Source organism: Roseovarius sp. A46 (assembly GCF_004126395.1).
Classification (GTDB): Bacteria; Pseudomonadota; Alphaproteobacteria; order Rhodobacterales; family Rhodobacteraceae; genus Roseovarius; species Roseovarius nitratireducens.
The window spans coordinates 39300-55265 of sequence record NZ_PVWS01000017.1 but is presented as its reverse complement, the minus strand read 5'-3'; the positions used below and the strand labels follow the sequence as shown (position 1 = coordinate 55265).

The window sequence follows — 15966 nt, the reverse complement described above, 5'->3', positions numbered from 1 at the left end:
TCTGGCGGCTTGGGTTGTTTCACCCCCGGCTTTACCGCATAGACGGGGAGGCCGAAACCCCGCAAACCCGGCCCGGAGGAGCCTGTCGCGCGTGAGCCAGAGCTGCGATTTCGAGAGAGGGGCGTTGGTGGCGGTGCTGACCGCGCAGCCATTGGGCGGCACGCTCGACTATCTCGCGCCCGAGGGAGGCTGCGACGCGGGCGATTTCGTCGAGGTGCCGCTGGGGCCGCGGCGCGTGCTGGGCGTGGTCTGGGGGTCGGGCGCGGGCGGTTTTGACCTGGCCAAGGCCAAGGCGGTGAACCGGGTGCTCGACCTCGCGCCGATGGATGTGGCGATGCGCGGATTCCTGGAGCGCGCGGCGGCCTACACGCTGACACCCTTGCCGGCGATGCTGCGGCTGGCCACGCGCGCGCCGCGGCTGATGGACCCGCCCGGCGCGCAAAAGGTCTATCGCCCCGGCGATGCCACGCCCGCCCGGATGACCGATGCGCGCGCCCGCGTGCTGGCAGTGCTGCGCGAGCATGGCGGCATGGGGTTCGGTCTGGGCGATCTGTGCGATCTGGCGGGGGTCTCGGGCGGCGTGGTAAAGGGGCTGGTGGCGCAAGGCGCGCTGATCGAGGCGGAGGCCCCGCGCGACGCGCCCTATCCACGGCTCGATCCCGACCGCCCCGGCCATGCGTTGAACGAGGATCAAGCGGCGGCCGCCGCGGCGCTGTGCGACGGTGTGCGCGCGGGCGGGTATGGCACCACGCTTTTGCGCGGGGTCACCGGGTCGGGCAAGACCGAGGTTTACCTGGACGCGGTGGCCGAAACCCTGCGGCTGGGGCGGCAGGCGCTGGTGCTGCTGCCGGAGATCGCGCTGACCACGGAATTCATCGACCGGGTGGAGGCGCGGTTCGGGGCCAAGCCCGCCGAGTGGCATTCGGGCGCGGGGCAGGCCGAGCGGCGGCGTATCTGGAAGATGGCCGGCGAGGGCGGCGTGCAGCTTGTGGTGGGGGCGCGCTCGGCGCTGTTTCTGCCGTTCCGCGACCTGGGGCTGATCGTCGTGGATGAAGAGCACGACCCCTCCTACAAGCAGGAGGATGGCGTGCTCTACCACGCGCGCGACATGGCCGTGCTGCGGGCCTCAATGGGGGACGCACGGGTGGTGCTGGCCTCGGCCACGCCGTCCCTGGAAAGCTGGGCCAATGCCGAGGCCGGGAAATACGACCGGCTGGACCTCGCGGCGCGGTTCGGGGTGGCGGCGCTGCCACAGATGCGCGCCATCGACATGCGCGCCGAGGCGTTACCCGCGAGCCGATGGGTGTCACCCACCTTGCGCGCGGCGGTGACTGCAAGGTTGGCAGCGGGGGAGCAGGCGATGCTGTTTCTCAACAGGCGCGGCTATGCGCCGGTCACCGTGTGCCGGGCCTGCGGGCACCAGATCGGCTGCGAGCATTGCGACGCGCGCATGGTCGAGCACCGGTTCCAGAACCGGCTGGTCTGTCACCAGTGCGGCGAAAGCGCGCCCATCCCCGCGGCCTGCCCGTCCTGTGGAGCCGAGGGGCGGCTCGCCGCCGTGGGGCCGGGGGTGGAGCGGCTGGCCGAGGAGGCGGGCGCGCTTTTCCCCGAGGCGCGTATCGCGGTGTTGTCGTCGGACCTCTTCGGCTCGGCCCGGGCCTTGAAGGAGCAGATCGCCGAGATCGCGGCAGGGGCGGCGGATATCGTTATCGGCACGCAGCTCGTGGCAAAAGGGCACAACTTTCCGTTGCTGACGCTGGTGGGGGTGATCGACGCCGACCTTGGGCTTCAGGGCAGCGACCTGCGCGCCGCCGAGCGCACCTTTCAGCTCATGCGGCAGGTGGCGGGGCGGGCGGGGCGCGCCGAGCGGGAAGGGGTTGCCCTGTTGCAGACGCACCAGCCGGAGCATCCGGTGATCCGCGCGATCCTCGGCGGTGACGAGGAGGGATTCTGGCGCGCCGAGGCGGGGGCGCGGCGGCAGGCGGGCGTTCCACCCTACGGGCGCATGGCGGGGATTATCCTGTCCTCGCCGGATGCGCGTGCGGCGTTCGATCTGGGCCAGGGCCTCGCGCGCAATGCTGCGCCGCTCAGGGCGGCAGGGGCGGAGGTGTTCGGCCCCGCGCCTGCGCCCATTGCCCGCATCCGGGGACGGCACCGGGTGCGGCTATTGGTCAAGGCGCCCAAGGGTGCGCCGCTGCAAGAGGCCATCGCGCGCTGGCTCGCGCCCGTGAAGCTGCCCGCGCAGATGCGGCTGGCGGTGGATATCGATCCGCAGAGTTTCTATTGAGGGGGTCGAAAAACCCGTGTCGGTATCGCGTCGGTATCCTGTCGGTATCGCGCCGGTGAGCGGTGTTGCAAAACGCGGTTTCGTGAATAGGTCACCGGAGGATCTGAAAACAGGCCGAAGGAGGGCCTCATGGCCGATCGGACGACAAGCATCGAGAACCTGCAGACTGCGCTGTCGATGGAATTGACAGCGGTGCATCAATATCTGCTGCATGCCCATACCCTCGAGGATTGGGGCATCGACAAGCTGGCCGTGAAGATGCGCGAGGAGATGCACGAAGAGCTAGGCCATGCCGGGGCGTTCATCGACCGGATCATGTTCCTCGGCGGCGTGCCCAAGCTGGAGGCCGCCAAGCCCCCCAACAAGGCCGAGAGCCTCAAGGCGCTGTTCGAGGCCGACAAGACAGAGGAAGCCGGGGCCATCGAGTTCTATACCAAGGCCGCGCGGCAGGCGTTCGAGAGTGACGATATCGGCACGCGGGCACTGTTCGAGCGGATCGTGCAGGACGAGGAGGGCCACTGGGAATGGCTCGACCTGCAACTCGACCTGTTGCGCAAGATGGGCGAGCCGACCTTCATGGCCAATTACATGAGCGGCACGAGCGCAGATCAGGGCGCGGGCTGACGGCGGCGCGGCTGTCATCCTCCGGCTTGGCCGGAGGATCCCGTGGTAAGAGGAGAGCCTCGGGTCAAGCCCGGGGATGACGCCTGGTCTCTTTGAAGATTTCGGGCGGACGAGGGCGCGGCCTCTCGCCAAGGCCGCGACTTGGGCGTAAGGAATGCGCATGAATGCGCAATTCCCCCTTGGCCGGGCGCGGGATCTGCCCGTCTGGCGACGCCCCGTGACGCTGCTCTTCCTCATGGCCGCCGCGATGCCGGTGGCCTTTGCCACATGGTCGGCGCTGCTCAACAATTTCGTCATAGAAATGGCCGGGTTCGACGGCTCGGACATCGGCTGGCTGCACACGGTGCGGGAAATCCCCGGCTTTTTCGCCATCGGGGTGATCGCGCTCATCATGTTCATGCACGAGCAGGTGCTGGGCCTGGTGTCGCTGCTGCTGTTGGGGGTGGCCACGGCGCTGACCGCGCAATTCCCGTCCTTGGGCGGGATTCTCACCATCACCATGCTCAGCTCGATCGGGTTTCACTATTTCGAGACGGTGAACCAGTCGTTGCAACTGCAATGGCTCGACAAGCTGCGCGCACCGCAGATGCTGGGATGGTTGCTGGCTGCGGGGTCCGGCGCCACGCTGGTGGCCTATGTGCTGATCGTGCTGACGTGGCGGGCGTTCGATCTGAATTACAACCTCGTCTACATGGTGTCGGGCGGGTTCACCGCCTGCGTCGCGGTGTTCTGCCTGCTCGCCTATCCGCGCTTCGAGGCGCCGAACCCGCAGGTCAAGAAGATGGTGCTGCGCCGCCGCTACTGGCTCTATTACGCACTGCAATTCATGGCCGGCGCGCGGCGCCAGATATTCGTGGTCTTCGCAGGCTTCATGATGGTCGAGCGGTTCGGTTTCGAGGTGCACGAGGTGACCGCGCTGTTCATGATAAACCTCGTGATCAACATGGTGGCGGCCCCCCTGATGGGCCGGGCGGTATTCCGCTACGGGGAGCGCAATACGCTGATATTCGAATATGTGGGGCTGGCACTGGTATTCCTCGCCTATGGCGGCATCTACATGTTCGGCTGGGGGGTGGTACTGGCCGCCGGGCTTTACGTGGTGGATCACGTGTTGTTCTCGCTGGCGCTGGCGCTCAAGACCTATTTCCAGAAGATCGCCGATCCCGGCGACATCGCCCCCACCGCCGCCGTGGCCTTTACCATCAACCATATCGCCGCTGTGTTCCTGCCCGCCGCGCTGGGCTATCTGTGGCTGGTCTCGCCGGCATGGGTGTTCGTGATGGCCGCCGGGATGGCCGTGGTGTCGCTGATGCTGGCGCTGATGATCCCGCGCCACCCCGAACCGGGGTATGAAACCATTCTGGCAGGCTTTGTGCCGAAACCCGCAGAATGATGTCAGAGCCAGTACCCGCGCAGGGCAAAGGCGATCACGGCTGCAGCGATAGCGAGATTCAGGGTCCAAAAGGCGCGGATGATGCGTTGGCGGCTGGTTCGGTCAGTCATAGCTGAACTGCTCTGAAAGGATATGGCGGGCGGGCACGCCCATCTCCAAAAGCGCGGTTTCGACCATATGAAGCATCGGCGGCGGACCGCACAGGATAAAAACCCACGCCTGCCGCGCGTTCTCGTCAATGTAGCGCTCAAGCAGGTCCCGGCGGACAAAACCGGTTTCTCCGGTCCAGCCATCTGGAGGGTCGGATAGCACATGCACAAGCGTGAGCGGTGTGTCTCTCGCCATCTGGCTCAGCTCGTCGCCATGGACGATCTGCCCGGTATGCCTGTTGCCATATATCAGCAGGCGCGGGCGCGGGTCCTCTGCTGCGTTCAAGGCACGCAGATGTGACAGCGTCGGAGCAATGCCAACCCCGCCCGCGATCAGGCACAGGCCTGCGGCGCTCTCATGCCCTTTTAGCGTCAGGGCCCCGAACGGCGCGTCCACATAGGCGCGCGTGCCGGTCGCGACTTCCCCAATGTGATTGGTGAAATCTCCCAGTTCCTTGATCACGAAGCGCAACTCGGATCCGTCGCCGGGCGCCGAGGCGATCGAAAACGGGTTTTCATTCAACGAAAAAGCGCTGCGCCCGATGCTGATCCAGGCGAAATGCCCGGGGGCATAGCGCAGGCCGTCATGCCCCTCTGGCACAAGCCGCAATTCCCATGTCCGGTCGGCCAGCTTGCGCACCCGGCTGACCTGCCACAGATGCGCGCGCTTCCAGATCGGCTTGATCACGTAGACCCAAAGCAACGAGAGAACCGCGATGCCGAGCAGACTGCCCCAGACCCAGGTCAACACCGGCTCACGGCTATATTGCCCGGCCCGCGTGGCGTGCAGTACGCCCAGGGCTGCCACGATCAGCGCCATCACCCCATGCGTCAGACGCCAATGCTCATGGCGGTACAACGCATCGCGACCGATCGCCATCACCATCAGGGCCCCCAGCAGAAGCCAGGCGATGATTCCAAGCCAGAGACCATCAAACCCGAAATCCAGCGCGCCTGAGCCCGGCGGCGACTGGCGGGGATCTAGGCTTTGCTGTCCCCGATAGAGAAACGGATGCAGGACGATCAGAACTGCCGCCGACCGTGCCAGCAACTGGTGCAGCCGCATCGTGATATCCATCCCGATGTTGCCCGAGATCGACCGGAAACGCCCCGACAGCACAAATTCAACCAAGAGGATGGCAAGCCCCGCCATGCCGGCGCCAGCGGCCAGTTCATCCCACACGCCCCGCGGTGGCTGGCCCTGCACCGTGGCCAGCGCCAGCGGCGTGCAGACCACCAGGATATAGAAAAGGAAAAGAACGGCTGCGGGCATTGGAATTCCATCTGAGCTCTAGTTGTCCGGAAGCAGGCGTGTTCCATCGACCTGTCTTCGATACCATACGCGCCGCTGCCGCTTGCGGCTCCTGCGGTATCGTGTCACGAAATTCATTCGACCAACAGGCTTTATACGGATCTCTTATGACAAAGACCTATACCGCGCTCACCACGCTCAGCGACAAATCACAGGCGGAGGCGCTCGCCGAGGCGCTGGAGAGGCTGACACCCGAACCGACCGGCGTCGGTGCCTTCGAGATGGAGGACGGATCGGGCTTGTGGGAGATCGGCGCCTATTTCGAGGAGGCCCCTGATGCCGTCGCCCTCGACCTGCTGGCGGCGGCGCATGGCGCGCGTCCCTTTACCGTGTCGGAACTGCCCGAGATCGACTGGGTCGCCAAGGTGCGGCGCGAGTTGAGCCCGGTCGAGGCGGGGCGGTTTTTCGTTTATGGCAGCCATGACGCGGACCGCGTGCCGGAGGGATGCGAGCCGCTGCTGATCGAGGCGTCGATGGCGTTCGGCACCGGGCATCACGGCACCACGCTTGGCTGTCTGCGGGCGCTCGACCGGATGGCGGCGGACGGCTTCGAGGGCAAGTCGGTGCTGGATCTCGGCTGTGGCACCGCCGTTCTGGCGATGGCGGCGGCGCGCATCTGGCCCGCCGTGATTCTGGCCTCGGATATCGACGCGGTGGCGGTGGAGGTGGCCGAGGCAAACCTGGCGGCCAACGCGCTGACAGGCCGCGTGACGTGTGTCGAGGCCGAGGGGCTCGACCACCCGGTGCTGCGTGACGCGGCGCCCTTTGACCTGATCTTCGCCAATATCCTCAAGGGGCCGCTGCTGGCGCTGGCTCCGAGGATCACCGAAGCCCTCGCGCCCGGGGGCAGGGTGATTCTGTCGGGGCTGCTCAACGAGCAGGCCGCGGAGGTAATCGCGGTTTATTCAGAGCTTGGAAACAGTCTCGAACATCACGAAGAGATTGGTGACTGGTCAACCCTTACAATGGCTAAAAGTCACTGAAAATATGTCGAAATCTGGCCGAAGCGAGGGGTCTGCCCAGTTATTGCCACATTTCGACCGCACAATAATCACATCGCGGTGGGGGCCGTTTCTTCGGGACTGAGGCGATGTCTGATGCCACTCGGAACTTCAACGCCCGCCTGCGCCGGATCGATGAGTCGCACGCCCGGCTTGGACGAGGCTATGTCGGCAAGGTTCGGCCAGACGGTCTGATCGTTTTCGCGCCGCGCCGCCGCCGACGGATGATCCCGCTACGCGGCGTTCTCTACCTCTTGGTTGGCTTTGTCTTCTTCAAGGCGGTCGTGCTCGCGCATCTGGGTGGAGACACCTACGAGGCGCGGATTGCGCGGTTGGCCGAGGGGCATGTGCTCGAACAGGCGGGCGCAATGATCATGCACCCCGACACGCTGACACTCTGGGTGGCCGGATACCTGGCACCGGTCCTGCGCTGAGCCGGGCGGACAGGCACGAAAAAGCCCCGCGCGGACCATGTCCGCACGGGGCGCGCGCGATCCTGTGGTGGCCTGCGCGCTCAGAAGCGGCGGGCGACCCGGTCTATATCGCCGCGGCTCAGGCCGATATCGTCAAGCTCGCGATCCGAAAGCTGGGCGAGCGCCTTGCGCGTGGCGCGGCGGTCGTTCCACGAGATCACGGCCTCGACGATGCGAGAGAACAGGCCGAGGGCGGGGCGGGGGTGCGCGTGGGCGCGGGGGGTGTCGATGAGTGCCATGTGCGTCGTTCCTTGATACGGGGGGGCTATCGGGGCAACCCGTTTGTATTGTGCAGCTAATCGGGGCAACCGGTCCGCACAAGCTGGGGTTTCTGCATAGTCCTTATGCAATTCCTGCAAGGCTCGACGCGGTCGCGGCCCGCGCATTGTGCTTGGTTGTCGTTCACGTTTCGTGCTATTGAGGCGAAAACCAAAGCAGGCAGGGCAGACATGCGGGTATTGGGCATCGACCCGGGATTGAGGAACCTCGGCTGGGGCGTGATCGAGGTGCAGGGCAGTCGCCTGAGCCACATCGCCAACGGCGTATGCCATTCGGTGGGCGACGATCTGGGCGCGCGGCTCTTGTCGCTCTACGAACAACTGGGCGATATCGTGCACCGCTATGATCCGCAGGCGGCGGCGGTGGAGCAAACCTTTGTCAACAAGGACGGGGCGGGCACGCTCAAGCTGGGGCAGGCGCGGGGCGTGGCGCTGCTGGTGCCCGCGCAATACGGGCTGACGGTGGGGGAATACTCGCCCAACCGGGTGAAGAAGACGGTGGTGGGCGTGGGCCATGCCGCCAAGGAGCAGGTCGCGCACATGGTGCGCGTGCAGCTTCCCGGCGTGGTCCTGGCGGGGCCCGACGCGGCGGACGCGCTGGCGGTGGCGATCTGCCACGCACATTACGGGCGCGCACTGGCCGGGGGGCTGGCATGATCGGGCGCATCGCGGGGCGGATCGATTACCGCGCGAGCGACCATGTGCTGATCGACGTGCGCGGGGTGGGCTATATCGTGCATTGCTCCGAGCGCACGCTCGCGGCGCTGCCGGGCGTGGGCGGCATGGCCGCGCTCTATACTGACCTCCTGGTGCGCGAGGACCTGTTGCAGTTATTCGGCTTTCCGACGCTGGCGGAGAAGGAATGGCACCGCCTGCTGATGAGCGTGCAGGGCGTGGGCGCCAAGGCGGCGCTGGCAATCCTCGGCGCGCTGGGGCCCGAGGGTGTGGGTCGGGCCATCGCCATCGGCGACTGGAACGCGATTACCGCGGCCAAGGGGGTAGGGGCCAAGACGGCGCAACGGTTGGTCAACGAGTTGAAGGACAAGGCGCCCACGGTGATGGCGATGGGGACTGCCCCGCCACCCAAGCCAGACATGGGCGAGGTGATCGAGGCGGCTGCCCCCGCCGTCGCGGCCGCGGACCCTGTCGGCCACGCACCGGCGGGCAAGGGCGCGCAGGCCGAGGCGCTCTCGGCGCTGACCAACCTTGGGTACGGCCCCGGCGAGGCGGCGGGCGCGGTGGCGCAGGCGGCGGGCGAGGCGGGCGACGCCGACACCGCCGCGCTGATCCGCGCCGCGCTGCGGCTGCTGGCACCGAAGGGCTGATCCATGACCGACCCCGACCCCACCCTGCGGCCCGAGGAACTGCCCGAGGACAGCGACCGCAGCCTGCGTCCCCGCGCGCTCAAGGAATTCATCGGGCAGCGCGAGGCGCGGGCCAACCTGGCGGTGTTCATCCAATCGGCGCGGCAACGGGGCGAGGCGATGGATCACACGCTGTTTCACGGTCCCCCCGGCCTGGGCAAGACGACGCTGGCGCAGATCATGGCGCGCGAACTGGGCGTCGGGTTTCGCATGACCTCGGGGCCGGTGCTGGCCAAGGCGGGGGACCTCGCGGCGATCCTCACCAATCTCGAGCGCAACGACGTGCTCTTCATCGACGAGATTCATCGGCTCAACCCGGCGGTGGAGGAGGTGCTCTACCCCGCGCTGGAGGATTTCGAACTCGATCTCGTGATCGGCGAGGGGCCGGCGGCGCGTACGGTGCGGATCGAGTTGCAGCCCTTCACGCTGGTCGGGGCGACGACGCGGCTGGGCCTCTTGACCACGCCGCTGCGCGATCGGTTCGGCATCCCCACGCGGCTGCAATTCTACGAGATCGACGAGCTGCACGAGATCGTCACCCGCAACGCGCGGCTGTTGAACATCCCCACAGAGACCGAGGGCGCTCGCGAGATCGCGCGCCGCGCGCGCGGGACGCCGCGCATCGCCGGGCGTCTGCTGCGCCGTGTGGTGGATTTTGCGGTGGTCGAGGGCGGCGGCAAGATCAGCCGGGAACTGGCCGATGCTTCGCTTACCCGGCTGGGGGTGGATCACCTGGGCCTCGACGGGGCCGACCGGCGCTATCTGCGGCTGATCGCGGAGGCGTATGGCGGCGGCCCGGTGGGGATCGAGACGCTGTCGGCGGCGCTCAGCGAGAGCCGCGACGCGCTGGAAGAAGTGATTGAGCCGTTCCTGCTGCAACAGGGCCTCATCCAGCGCACACCGCGCGGGCGGATGCTGGCGGCGGCGGCGTGGCGGCATCTGGGGCTTGAGGCGCCGGGGCCGAAAGGAACGAGCGATCTTTTCGGCAAGTGAGACGCGGGTGGCCGGTGGCGGGACTTGGGTATTTGGGCCAAGAAGAAACCGCAGGGGTTTGCGGGGGTGGATCGGTCCTGCTAGAGGGGCGCGGCATTGCGGAGGCGGCCGATGAGCGACACCCTGACACCCGACGAGATCGCGGCGCTGTTTACCCGTGCGGACGGGGAGTTCCTGTTTGCCCGCTGGGGGCGGCCCATCGTGCCGGTCGTCTTTGGCGTGGAGGATGCGACGCTGAGCGTGGTCAAGGGCGCGGTCGAGGCGGTGGTGGCGCTGGCCGGTCACAAGATGGCCGAGACCGACCCGGAACTGGGCGCGAACCTGATGATGTTCTTCTTTCGCGACTGGCAGGAATTGCTGGCCGTGCCCGACCTCGACAGGCTGGTGCCGGACCTCGCGCCGCTGGTGGCGCGGCTTGGGGCGGAGGGGGCCAACCAGTACCGCATCTTCCGTTTTGACAAGGACGGCGCGATCCGGGCGGCGTTTGTCTTTTTGTGCATGGACGAAGACCTCTCCGCCGTGCCCGCCGAGACGCTGGCGCTGAGCCAGGTGGCGCAGACGGTCCTGCTGTGGTCGGACCGCGCGTTCACCGACCGCTCGGCGCTGGGGCAGTTGGCGGACGGGCGGGTGGTGCTGCGGCCCGATATCGGTGCGCTTATCCGGGCCGGCTATGACCCGGTGCTGCCCGCGATGAGCCGCGAGCCCGCACATGCGCTGCGGCTGGCGGCGCGGGTGATGCGCAGCGCGGGTTGAGCGCGCGCGTCATGCTCCCTCGAAGGCGCAGAGCGTGTGCACGTCCATTCCCATCGCCTCGAGCCGGGCGTGCCCGCCGAGATCGGGTAGATCGACGATGAAGGCGCAGCCGGTGATCTCTCCCCCAAGGCGCTCGATCAGCCGGATGCCTGCCGCTGCGGTGCCGCCCGTGGCCAGCAGGTCATCCACCAGGAGCACCCGTTCACCGGGCGCGATGGCGTCGTCGTGGACCTCGATCACCGCCTCGCCGTATTCGAGTTGGTATTCCTCCGAGATCACCGCGCCGGGCAGCTTGCCCTTCTTGCGGATGGGCACAAAACCCACCGAGAGCTGGTGCGCGATGGCGCCGCCGAGGATGAAGCCGCGCGCCTCGAGCCCGGCCACCTTGTCGATGGGCTGCCCGGCATAGGGATGCAGCATCTGGTCGATAGCGATGCGAAATCCGCGCGGATCGGCGAAAAGCGTGGTCACGTCGCGGAACAGGATCCCCTCGTGGGGGAAATCGACGATGGTGCGGATGTAGTCCCTGACGGTCTTTTGCTTGGGCATGGCGGCTCTCCGGTGGGTCGCCGCGCTTGTGCCGCAGCGCGGGCCGCCGCGCAAGGGTTCAGAGCGCGCCGCGATAGGCGGCGATGGCGCCGGTCAGATCGCTGATGGCGTAGAGGGTGAGCAGGAACACCCCCACGCAGAGCAGGAAATTGAGCGCCGTCTGCGCGAGGCGGCCCGGGTGCCCCGGCGGGTTGCCGAGCAAGGGAATCTCTGGCCGCAACAGGAAGCGCGAGGCGATGTAGCCGAAGAGCAGCGCCGACAGCGCCCAGTAGGTGAGCGTCAGGATCGCGGCGTCATGGGCGCGCGCGAGATAATCGGCGAACCCAACGATGAGCACCCAGCGGATCACCTGGAAAATCTCGTCCGCGAGCGCCTCGAACCGGCGGCCCATGTCGTGGCGCCATGCCTGGTCGGTGAGCTTGTCGATGAGCCGGGACATGGGACTGTAATGGGGGCGGCGCGCGCAGGCGTCCAGTGATGTGACACGCTGCGCGCGAAGAGTTGAGCAGACCGCGATCAGTCGAGCACCCGCCCCGCCACCGCGTCGAGCCGCGCGACGAGGGCCGGATCGCGTTTGTCGGGCGCGGTGAGGATGGCGAATTCCAGCGCGCGGTCGCAACCGTGGGGGCAGGGCGTGCGGTCCGCGCCCAAGAGCGCGGGCAAGCGGCGGACAAGGTCGCGGCCCTTGTCGGCATTGGCCCCGAGCGTGGCGATGATGTCGGAGATATCGACGGTGCCGTGATCGGGGTGCCAGCTGTCGTAATCGGTGATCATGGCGACGGCGGCGTAGCAGAGCTCGGCCTCGCGGGCGAGCCGCGCCTCGGGCATGCCGGTCATGCCGATCACGTCCGCGCCCCAGGCCTCGCGATACATCTTCGATTCCGCCAGGGTCGAGAACTGCGGGCCTTCCATTGCCAGGTATGTGCCGCCCGAGTGTACGGTGATGCCTGCGTCGCGCGCGGCGGTCTCGCAAGCCTCTGACAGGCGTGGGCAGGTGGGGTGCGCAAGGCTCACATGGCCGACGCATCCCGTGCCGAAGAACGAGGCGTCGCGCGCGACGGTGCGGTCGATATACTGGTCGAGGAGGACGAAATCGCCCGGTGCCATCTCCTCGCGGAACGAGCCGCAGGCCGAGACCGAGATCACGTCGGTGACGCCGAGCCGCTTCAACGCGTCGATATTGGCACGGTAGGGCACCGTCGAGGGGCTGTGGACATGGCCCCGTCCGTGGCGGGGCAGGAAGGCCATCGCCACCCCGTCGAGCGTGCCGGTGAGGATCGCGTCCGAAGGGGGGCCCCACGGGGTTTCGACCTCTTGCCAGCGGGCGTCGCCCAGCCCGTCGATCTCGTAGAGCCCCGAGCCGCCGATCACCCCGATCATGGTTTGTGCCATCGCCTTGCCTCCATCTGGTCAGAGGCAGGGATAGGCCGGTTCGCTGAAAAAGGAAATGCCCGCGCGGGGTGTGATCCCGCGCGGGCGGCCCCGCCTCATCCCCGGGGGCGCGGGCCGGGGGCGCGCTCAGCCGAGCATCGCCACGACCTCGTCGGTGGTCCACAGCGCGTTGGCCATGAAGCGGAAGTTGGTCAGCGCGGCGAGATAGCCGTCGCCCTCGGGCAGCATCGCCGCCGCCGTGCCGTCGGAGACCACGGCCACCTCAAACCCCTGTTCGAGCAGTTCGCGCATGTGGCTCTCGGTGCACAGGTTGGCCGACATGCCCGCTAGGATCACCTGGTCCACGCCCATCTTGCGCAGTTGCAGCGCGAGATCGTTGGTTTCCGGTCCGTAGACCTTGTGCGGCGAGCACTGGATGGTCTTGCCGTCCTCGATATAGGGCTTGTATTGCGGCATGTAGTCGGCGCCCGAGCCTTCGAACCCGTCGAGGCTAAGCGGGCTCTTGCGGTCGAACATGCTGATCTTGTGCATGAGCTTTTCCAGTGCACCCTCGAATTTCCAGCCGTGATCGGTGGGGTAGTAGTAGTGCGGCGAGACAGCGACGGTGATATCCGCGCCCTTGGCCGCCTTGAACAGCCGTTCGATGTTGTCGACGGTGTTGTTCATCTCGACCGACTTGCCCACCGCGCCCCAGGCGACGCCGTCGGGCGACAGGAAATCGACTTGCGGATCGGTGACGACGAGGGCCGCGCGGTTGAGGTCGAGCACCATGTCGCTGGGCGGCAGGAACGGCTCGGCGGGCGGTGCGTAGGGGTTGGCCTCCTGCGCCTGCGCGCCAGAGGCGGCGAGGCCGGTTGCGGCAGCGGCCAGCGCGGCCGTGCCGGTGAGCGCGGCGCGGCGGGTGAATTTCGGGTCATGGTCGTGATCGTGACAGGTGCACATCAGGTCTCTCCCTTGGTTTTGACATGACGTAGTCTGCCGGAGGTGATGTGCCTTTGCGTCCTGAATCGGTGGCATATGGACGATTTTTCGTGCCTTTCGCGTCCCGCTGCGGCAGGATCGGCCCCATGACGGAGCACCCCCACGACCGGATTCTCGACGCGCTGGAGATCAGCGCCGAGCCCTTTGCCATCTGCGCGCTGGAGGGCGCGTGTAGCATGGGGTTGGGCCGCACCCCGCGCGCCACGCTGCACTACGTGCTGGGCGGGCGGGGCGTGCTGTCGGTGCAGGGCGGCGCGCCGCTCGATCTGGCGCCCGGGCGGCTGGTGCTGGTACCGGCGAGCCGCACCCATTCGCTCGCCCATCGCGGCGGCGGTCAGACGGGGCTGCCCGCCTGCCACCCGGCGGGGCTCGACCTTGAGGCGCATGTCGCACGCGGCGCGGGGGCGGGGGTGATGGTGGTGCTTTGCTCCACGATCTCGGTGGGGCTGCGCGGCACGCACGGGTTGATCGACCTGTTGCGCGCGCCGCTCGATCTCGATGTGACGGCGAGCCCGGTGGCGTCGCAGGCGATGGCGGCGCTGGTGGCCGAAATGGGGAGCGTCCGGCCCGGGCAGCGGGCGATGGTCCGTGCGCTGTTGCTGCAATGCCTGATCGAGATGCTGCGCGTGCGGCTGGAGGCGGGCGATCCGGCAGTCACCTGGCTCGCGGCGCTGGCCGATCCGGGGCTGTGGCGCGGCTTGCGTGCGATGCTCGACGAGCCTGGCGCGCCCCACACGCTCGACAGTCTCGCGGGGGTGGCGGGGATGAGCCGGTCGCGCTTTGCCGCGCGTTTCCGGGCGGCCTATGGGCAGGGGGCGATGACGCTGTTGCGCGACCTGCGGCTGGCGCGGGCGGCGCAGATGCTGACCGAGCGGCGGGCACCGGTGGAACAGGTGGCGCGCGCGGTGGGGTTTCAGAGCCGCAGCGCCTTTACTCGCGCGTTCGTGGCAATGTGGGGTGAGACGCCGCGTGCTTTTCGCGGGCACCCCGGTCAGGCCGCCGAGCGGGCGCAGAAGCTGGCCTGATTGCGGCCCTGCGCCTTGGCGGCGTAGAGCGCGCGGTCGGCCTCGTCCAGGACGGTCTGCATGTCGGGAGCAGGATTGCCGGGACCGCTTTGCACGAGGGTGACGCCGATGCTGAGCGTGACCGGGATCGGCGCGGACTGGCCCGGTACGGCCATGGGCGTGGCACGGATCGCGTCACACAGGCGCTCGGCTACGCGGCGGGCGCGTCCGGGCGTGGCGTCCGGCAGCGCGACCAGGAATTCCTCGCCGCCGATGCGCGCCAGCAGATCACCCTCGCGTAGATGCGCGCCAAGCCGCTCGGTCACGGCGCAGAGTACCGCGTCGCCCGCGGCATGGCCGTGGCGGTCGTTGACCCGCTTGAAGAAATCGAGATCGGCCAGCATCACCGCGAGGCTCTTGCGCCCGATCGTGGTCTGCGCGAGCTGGCGTTCGAGCCAGGGCAAGGCATGGCGGCGATTGTAGGCGCCGGTGAGGGGGTCACGAACCGCCGCGGCCATGCCGGAGCGCAGCTTGCCGCGCAGCACCTCGATCCGGCGCTTCCGGTCGATCTGGCGGGCGATGCGCAGGGCCAGTTCCCCGCCGTCGGCGGGGGCGAGGAGCACATCGTCGGCCCCCATGTCGAGCAGTGTTACGGCGAGCGGGGCTGCCGCGCGGTCGAGCAGCACGAGGACGGGGCACCGACAGGTGTCGCGCGCGGCCTTGATATCCGCCAGCAGGCGCAGTCCGGCCTCGGCCTGACCGTTGGCGATGCGTAGGAGATGTACGTCCTGCGGTCCTGGCGGGGTGGTGCTCTCGGGGGCTATGCAGGTCAGGCGGTGCGGTGTGCGATCGGCGAGCAGGCTGCGCAGCGCGCGGGTCGCGGCGCGGTCCGCGCCGCAGATGGCGACGCGCCCCGGCAGGACGATTTCCGCCCGCGCTTCGGCGAAACCGGCGGCATCGCCCGCCTGCGCGGCGATCTCGGTTTCGGCGTGGTGGCTGCGCAACAGGTTGCGCAGCCTCGCGAGCAGCAGCGCCTCGGGGACCGGCTTGGCGAGGATGTCGTCGGCGCCCGCGCGAAGCATGGCCTGCCGCTCGGCGGCGCATTCGGTATCCTGCATCATCAGCACCGGCACATGCGCCAGCCTTTCGACGCGGCGCAGCGCGCGCAGGAACGGCTCGGCACTCTGCCCATCAAGGTGGGTATTGGCGAGGATCAGGTCCGGCGCGTCCTTCGCTGCGATGCGCAGCGCCTCGCGCGGGGTGGCCGCCTGCACGACCCGGTTGGGGGTGGGCGCGAGCTTGACCTTCAACACGATCCTGTTGGTGGCCATATTGTCTACAATGAGAACCGTGCCCGACATTGCGGTTGCGCCTTCGCTCTAAGCGTTTACCTTTGGGCCACTATCGCGCCGA

17 protein-coding genes are annotated in these 15966 nt (G+C 67.9%); 10 read left to right on the top strand and 7 right to left on the bottom strand.

All coding sequences use genetic code 11. The annotated features are described in order from the left end of the window. Nucleotides 1-91 precede the first annotated feature (91 nt). The 3 genes from C6W92_RS10600 to C6W92_RS10590 all read left to right on the top strand — a co-directional run bounded on the left by C6W92_RS10600 (nucleotide 92) and on the right by C6W92_RS10590 (nucleotide 4304). Complete coding sequence (locus tag C6W92_RS10600; protein WP_241691134.1) at nucleotides 92-2287, top strand: primosomal protein N'; 2196 nt, start codon at nucleotides 92-94, stop codon at nucleotides 2285-2287. Between the two features lie 129 nt (nucleotides 2288-2416). Continuing rightward, nucleotides 2417-2911, top strand: a complete 495-nt coding sequence (locus C6W92_RS10595) for a bacterioferritin (RefSeq protein WP_129432932.1) — start codon at nucleotides 2417-2419, stop codon at nucleotides 2909-2911. Between the two features lie 160 nt (nucleotides 2912-3071). Then, a complete protein-coding gene (locus tag C6W92_RS10590; protein WP_129432931.1) occupies nucleotides 3072-4304 on the top strand; it encodes an MFS transporter in 1233 nt (410 codons plus the stop codon). Nucleotides 4305-4406: 102 nt separating this feature from the next. On the opposite strand, the gene C6W92_RS10585 is transcribed toward C6W92_RS10590, so the two are convergent. After that, nucleotides 4407-5726, bottom strand: coding sequence for a ferredoxin reductase family protein (locus C6W92_RS10585; RefSeq protein ID WP_129432930.1), 1320 nt, complete (start codon nucleotides 5724-5726; stop codon nucleotides 4407-4409). A gap of 146 nt (nucleotides 5727-5872) precedes the next feature. On the opposite strand from C6W92_RS10585, the gene C6W92_RS10580 reads away from it, so the two are divergent. Together C6W92_RS10580 and C6W92_RS10575 are read left to right on the top strand one after the other, a co-directional pair. Further along, the gene (locus C6W92_RS10580; RefSeq protein WP_129432929.1) at nucleotides 5873-6748 is read left to right on the top strand and encodes a 50S ribosomal protein L11 methyltransferase; all 876 of its coding nucleotides are present in this window, start codon (nucleotides 5873-5875) and stop codon (nucleotides 6746-6748) included. A gap of 107 nt (nucleotides 6749-6855) precedes the next feature. Beyond that, the gene (locus C6W92_RS10575; RefSeq protein WP_129432928.1) at nucleotides 6856-7200 is read left to right on the top strand and encodes a hypothetical protein; all 345 of its coding nucleotides are present in this window, start codon (nucleotides 6856-6858) and stop codon (nucleotides 7198-7200) included. 80 nt (nucleotides 7201-7280) lie between these two features. Here C6W92_RS10575 and C6W92_RS10570 read toward each other — a convergent pair whose 3' ends face one another. Further along, entirely contained in the window at nucleotides 7281-7478 is a 198-nt protein-coding gene (locus C6W92_RS10570; protein ID WP_129432927.1) for a DUF1127 domain-containing protein, read from the bottom strand. A 210-nt stretch (nucleotides 7479-7688) separates the two neighbouring features. On the opposite strand from C6W92_RS10570, the gene ruvC reads away from it, so the two are divergent. The 4 genes from ruvC to C6W92_RS10550 all read left to right on the top strand — a co-directional run bounded on the left by ruvC (nucleotide 7689) and on the right by C6W92_RS10550 (nucleotide 10627). Then, a complete protein-coding gene (gene ruvC / locus C6W92_RS10565; RefSeq protein ID WP_104018834.1) occupies nucleotides 7689-8174 on the top strand; it encodes a crossover junction endodeoxyribonuclease RuvC in 486 nt (161 codons plus the stop codon). After that, the gene (ruvA, locus tag C6W92_RS10560; RefSeq protein ID WP_129432926.1) at nucleotides 8171-8842 is read left to right on the top strand and encodes a Holliday junction branch migration protein RuvA; all 672 of its coding nucleotides are present in this window, start codon (nucleotides 8171-8173) and stop codon (nucleotides 8840-8842) included. The genes ruvC and ruvA overlap by 4 nt, the downstream gene beginning before the upstream one ends. Before the next feature lie 3 nt (nucleotides 8843-8845). Then, nucleotides 8846-9874: a Holliday junction branch migration DNA helicase RuvB gene (gene ruvB / locus C6W92_RS10555; RefSeq protein ID WP_104018836.1), complete on the top strand. Its 1029-nt coding sequence runs from the start codon at nucleotides 8846-8848 to the stop codon at nucleotides 9872-9874. Between the two features lie 123 nt (nucleotides 9875-9997). After that, nucleotides 9998-10627, top strand: a complete 630-nt coding sequence (locus tag C6W92_RS10550; RefSeq protein ID WP_129432961.1) for a hypothetical protein — start codon at nucleotides 9998-10000, stop codon at nucleotides 10625-10627. A gap of 9 nt (nucleotides 10628-10636) precedes the next feature. On the opposite strand, the gene C6W92_RS10545 is transcribed toward C6W92_RS10550, so the two are convergent. From C6W92_RS10545 to C6W92_RS10530, 4 genes are all read right to left on the bottom strand, one after another. After that, nucleotides 10637-11176: an adenine phosphoribosyltransferase gene (locus C6W92_RS10545; protein WP_104018837.1), complete on the bottom strand. Its 540-nt coding sequence runs from the start codon at nucleotides 11174-11176 to the stop codon at nucleotides 10637-10639. Between the two features lie 58 nt (nucleotides 11177-11234). Further along, complete coding sequence (locus C6W92_RS10540) at nucleotides 11235-11615, bottom strand: hypothetical protein (protein WP_129432925.1); 381 nt, start codon at nucleotides 11613-11615, stop codon at nucleotides 11235-11237. Between the two features lie 77 nt (nucleotides 11616-11692). Further along, a complete protein-coding gene (locus C6W92_RS10535) occupies nucleotides 11693-12568 on the bottom strand; it encodes an S-methyl-5'-thioadenosine phosphorylase (protein WP_129432924.1) in 876 nt (291 codons plus the stop codon). 126 nt (nucleotides 12569-12694) lie between these two features. Further along, nucleotides 12695-13510, bottom strand: a complete 816-nt coding sequence (locus tag C6W92_RS10530) for a cysteine hydrolase (protein WP_129432923.1) — start codon at nucleotides 13508-13510, stop codon at nucleotides 12695-12697. A gap of 125 nt (nucleotides 13511-13635) precedes the next feature. Here C6W92_RS10530 and C6W92_RS10525 point away from each other — a divergent pair, with 125 nt between their 5' ends. After that, on the top strand, nucleotides 13636-14574 hold the full coding sequence (locus tag C6W92_RS10525) for an AraC family transcriptional regulator (RefSeq protein ID WP_129432922.1): 939 nt from the start codon (nucleotides 13636-13638) through the stop codon (nucleotides 14572-14574). On the opposite strand, the gene C6W92_RS10520 is transcribed toward C6W92_RS10525, so the two are convergent. Then, the gene (locus tag C6W92_RS10520) at nucleotides 14541-15914 is read right to left on the bottom strand and encodes a diguanylate cyclase (RefSeq protein WP_129432921.1); all 1374 of its coding nucleotides are present in this window, start codon (nucleotides 15912-15914) and stop codon (nucleotides 14541-14543) included. The two genes, C6W92_RS10525 and C6W92_RS10520, sit on opposite strands and share 34 nt — an antisense overlap. Nucleotides 15915-15966: the final 52 nt, after the last annotated feature.

What these genes read in the sequence shown, in the direction of transcription:
- C6W92_RS10580 (WP_129432929.1), top strand. Translation starts at nt 5,873, where the DNA reads ATGACAAAGACCTATACCGCGCTCACCACGCTCAGCGACAAATCACAG.
- C6W92_RS10595 (WP_129432932.1), top strand. Translation starts at nt 2,417, where the DNA reads ATGGCCGATCGGACGACAAGCATCGAGAACCTGCAGACTGCGCTGTCG.
- C6W92_RS10575 (WP_129432928.1), top strand. Translation starts at nt 6,856, where the DNA reads ATGTCTGATGCCACTCGGAACTTCAACGCCCGCCTGCGCCGGATCGAT.
- C6W92_RS10525 (WP_129432922.1), top strand. Translation starts at nt 13,636, where the DNA reads ATGACGGAGCACCCCCACGACCGGATTCTCGACGCGCTGGAGATCAGC.
- ruvC (WP_104018834.1), top strand. Translation starts at nt 7,689, where the DNA reads ATGCGGGTATTGGGCATCGACCCGGGATTGAGGAACCTCGGCTGGGGC.
- C6W92_RS10530 (WP_129432923.1), bottom strand. Translation starts at nt 13,510, where the DNA reads ATGTGCACCTGTCACGATCACGACCATGACCCGAAATTCACCCGCCGC.
- C6W92_RS10585 (WP_129432930.1), bottom strand. Translation starts at nt 5,726, where the DNA reads ATGCCCGCAGCCGTTCTTTTCCTTTTCTATATCCTGGTGGTCTGCACG.
- C6W92_RS10520 (WP_129432921.1), bottom strand. Translation starts at nt 15,914, where the DNA reads ATGTCGGGCACGGTTCTCATTGTAGACAATATGGCCACCAACAGGATC.
- C6W92_RS10570 (WP_129432927.1), bottom strand. Translation starts at nt 7,478, where the DNA reads ATGGCACTCATCGACACCCCCCGCGCCCACGCGCACCCCCGCCCCGCC.
- C6W92_RS10545 (WP_104018837.1), bottom strand. Translation starts at nt 11,176, where the DNA reads ATGCCCAAGCAAAAGACCGTCAGGGACTACATCCGCACCATCGTCGAT.
- C6W92_RS10540 (WP_129432925.1), bottom strand. Translation starts at nt 11,615, where the DNA reads ATGTCCCGGCTCATCGACAAGCTCACCGACCAGGCATGGCGCCACGAC.
- C6W92_RS10535 (WP_129432924.1), bottom strand. Translation starts at nt 12,568, where the DNA reads ATGGCACAAACCATGATCGGGGTGATCGGCGGCTCGGGGCTCTACGAG.
- ruvA (WP_129432926.1), top strand. Translation starts at nt 8,171, where the DNA reads ATGATCGGGCGCATCGCGGGGCGGATCGATTACCGCGCGAGCGACCAT.
- C6W92_RS10590 (WP_129432931.1), top strand. Translation starts at nt 3,072, where the DNA reads ATGAATGCGCAATTCCCCCTTGGCCGGGCGCGGGATCTGCCCGTCTGG.
- ruvB (WP_104018836.1), top strand. Translation starts at nt 8,846, where the DNA reads ATGACCGACCCCGACCCCACCCTGCGGCCCGAGGAACTGCCCGAGGAC.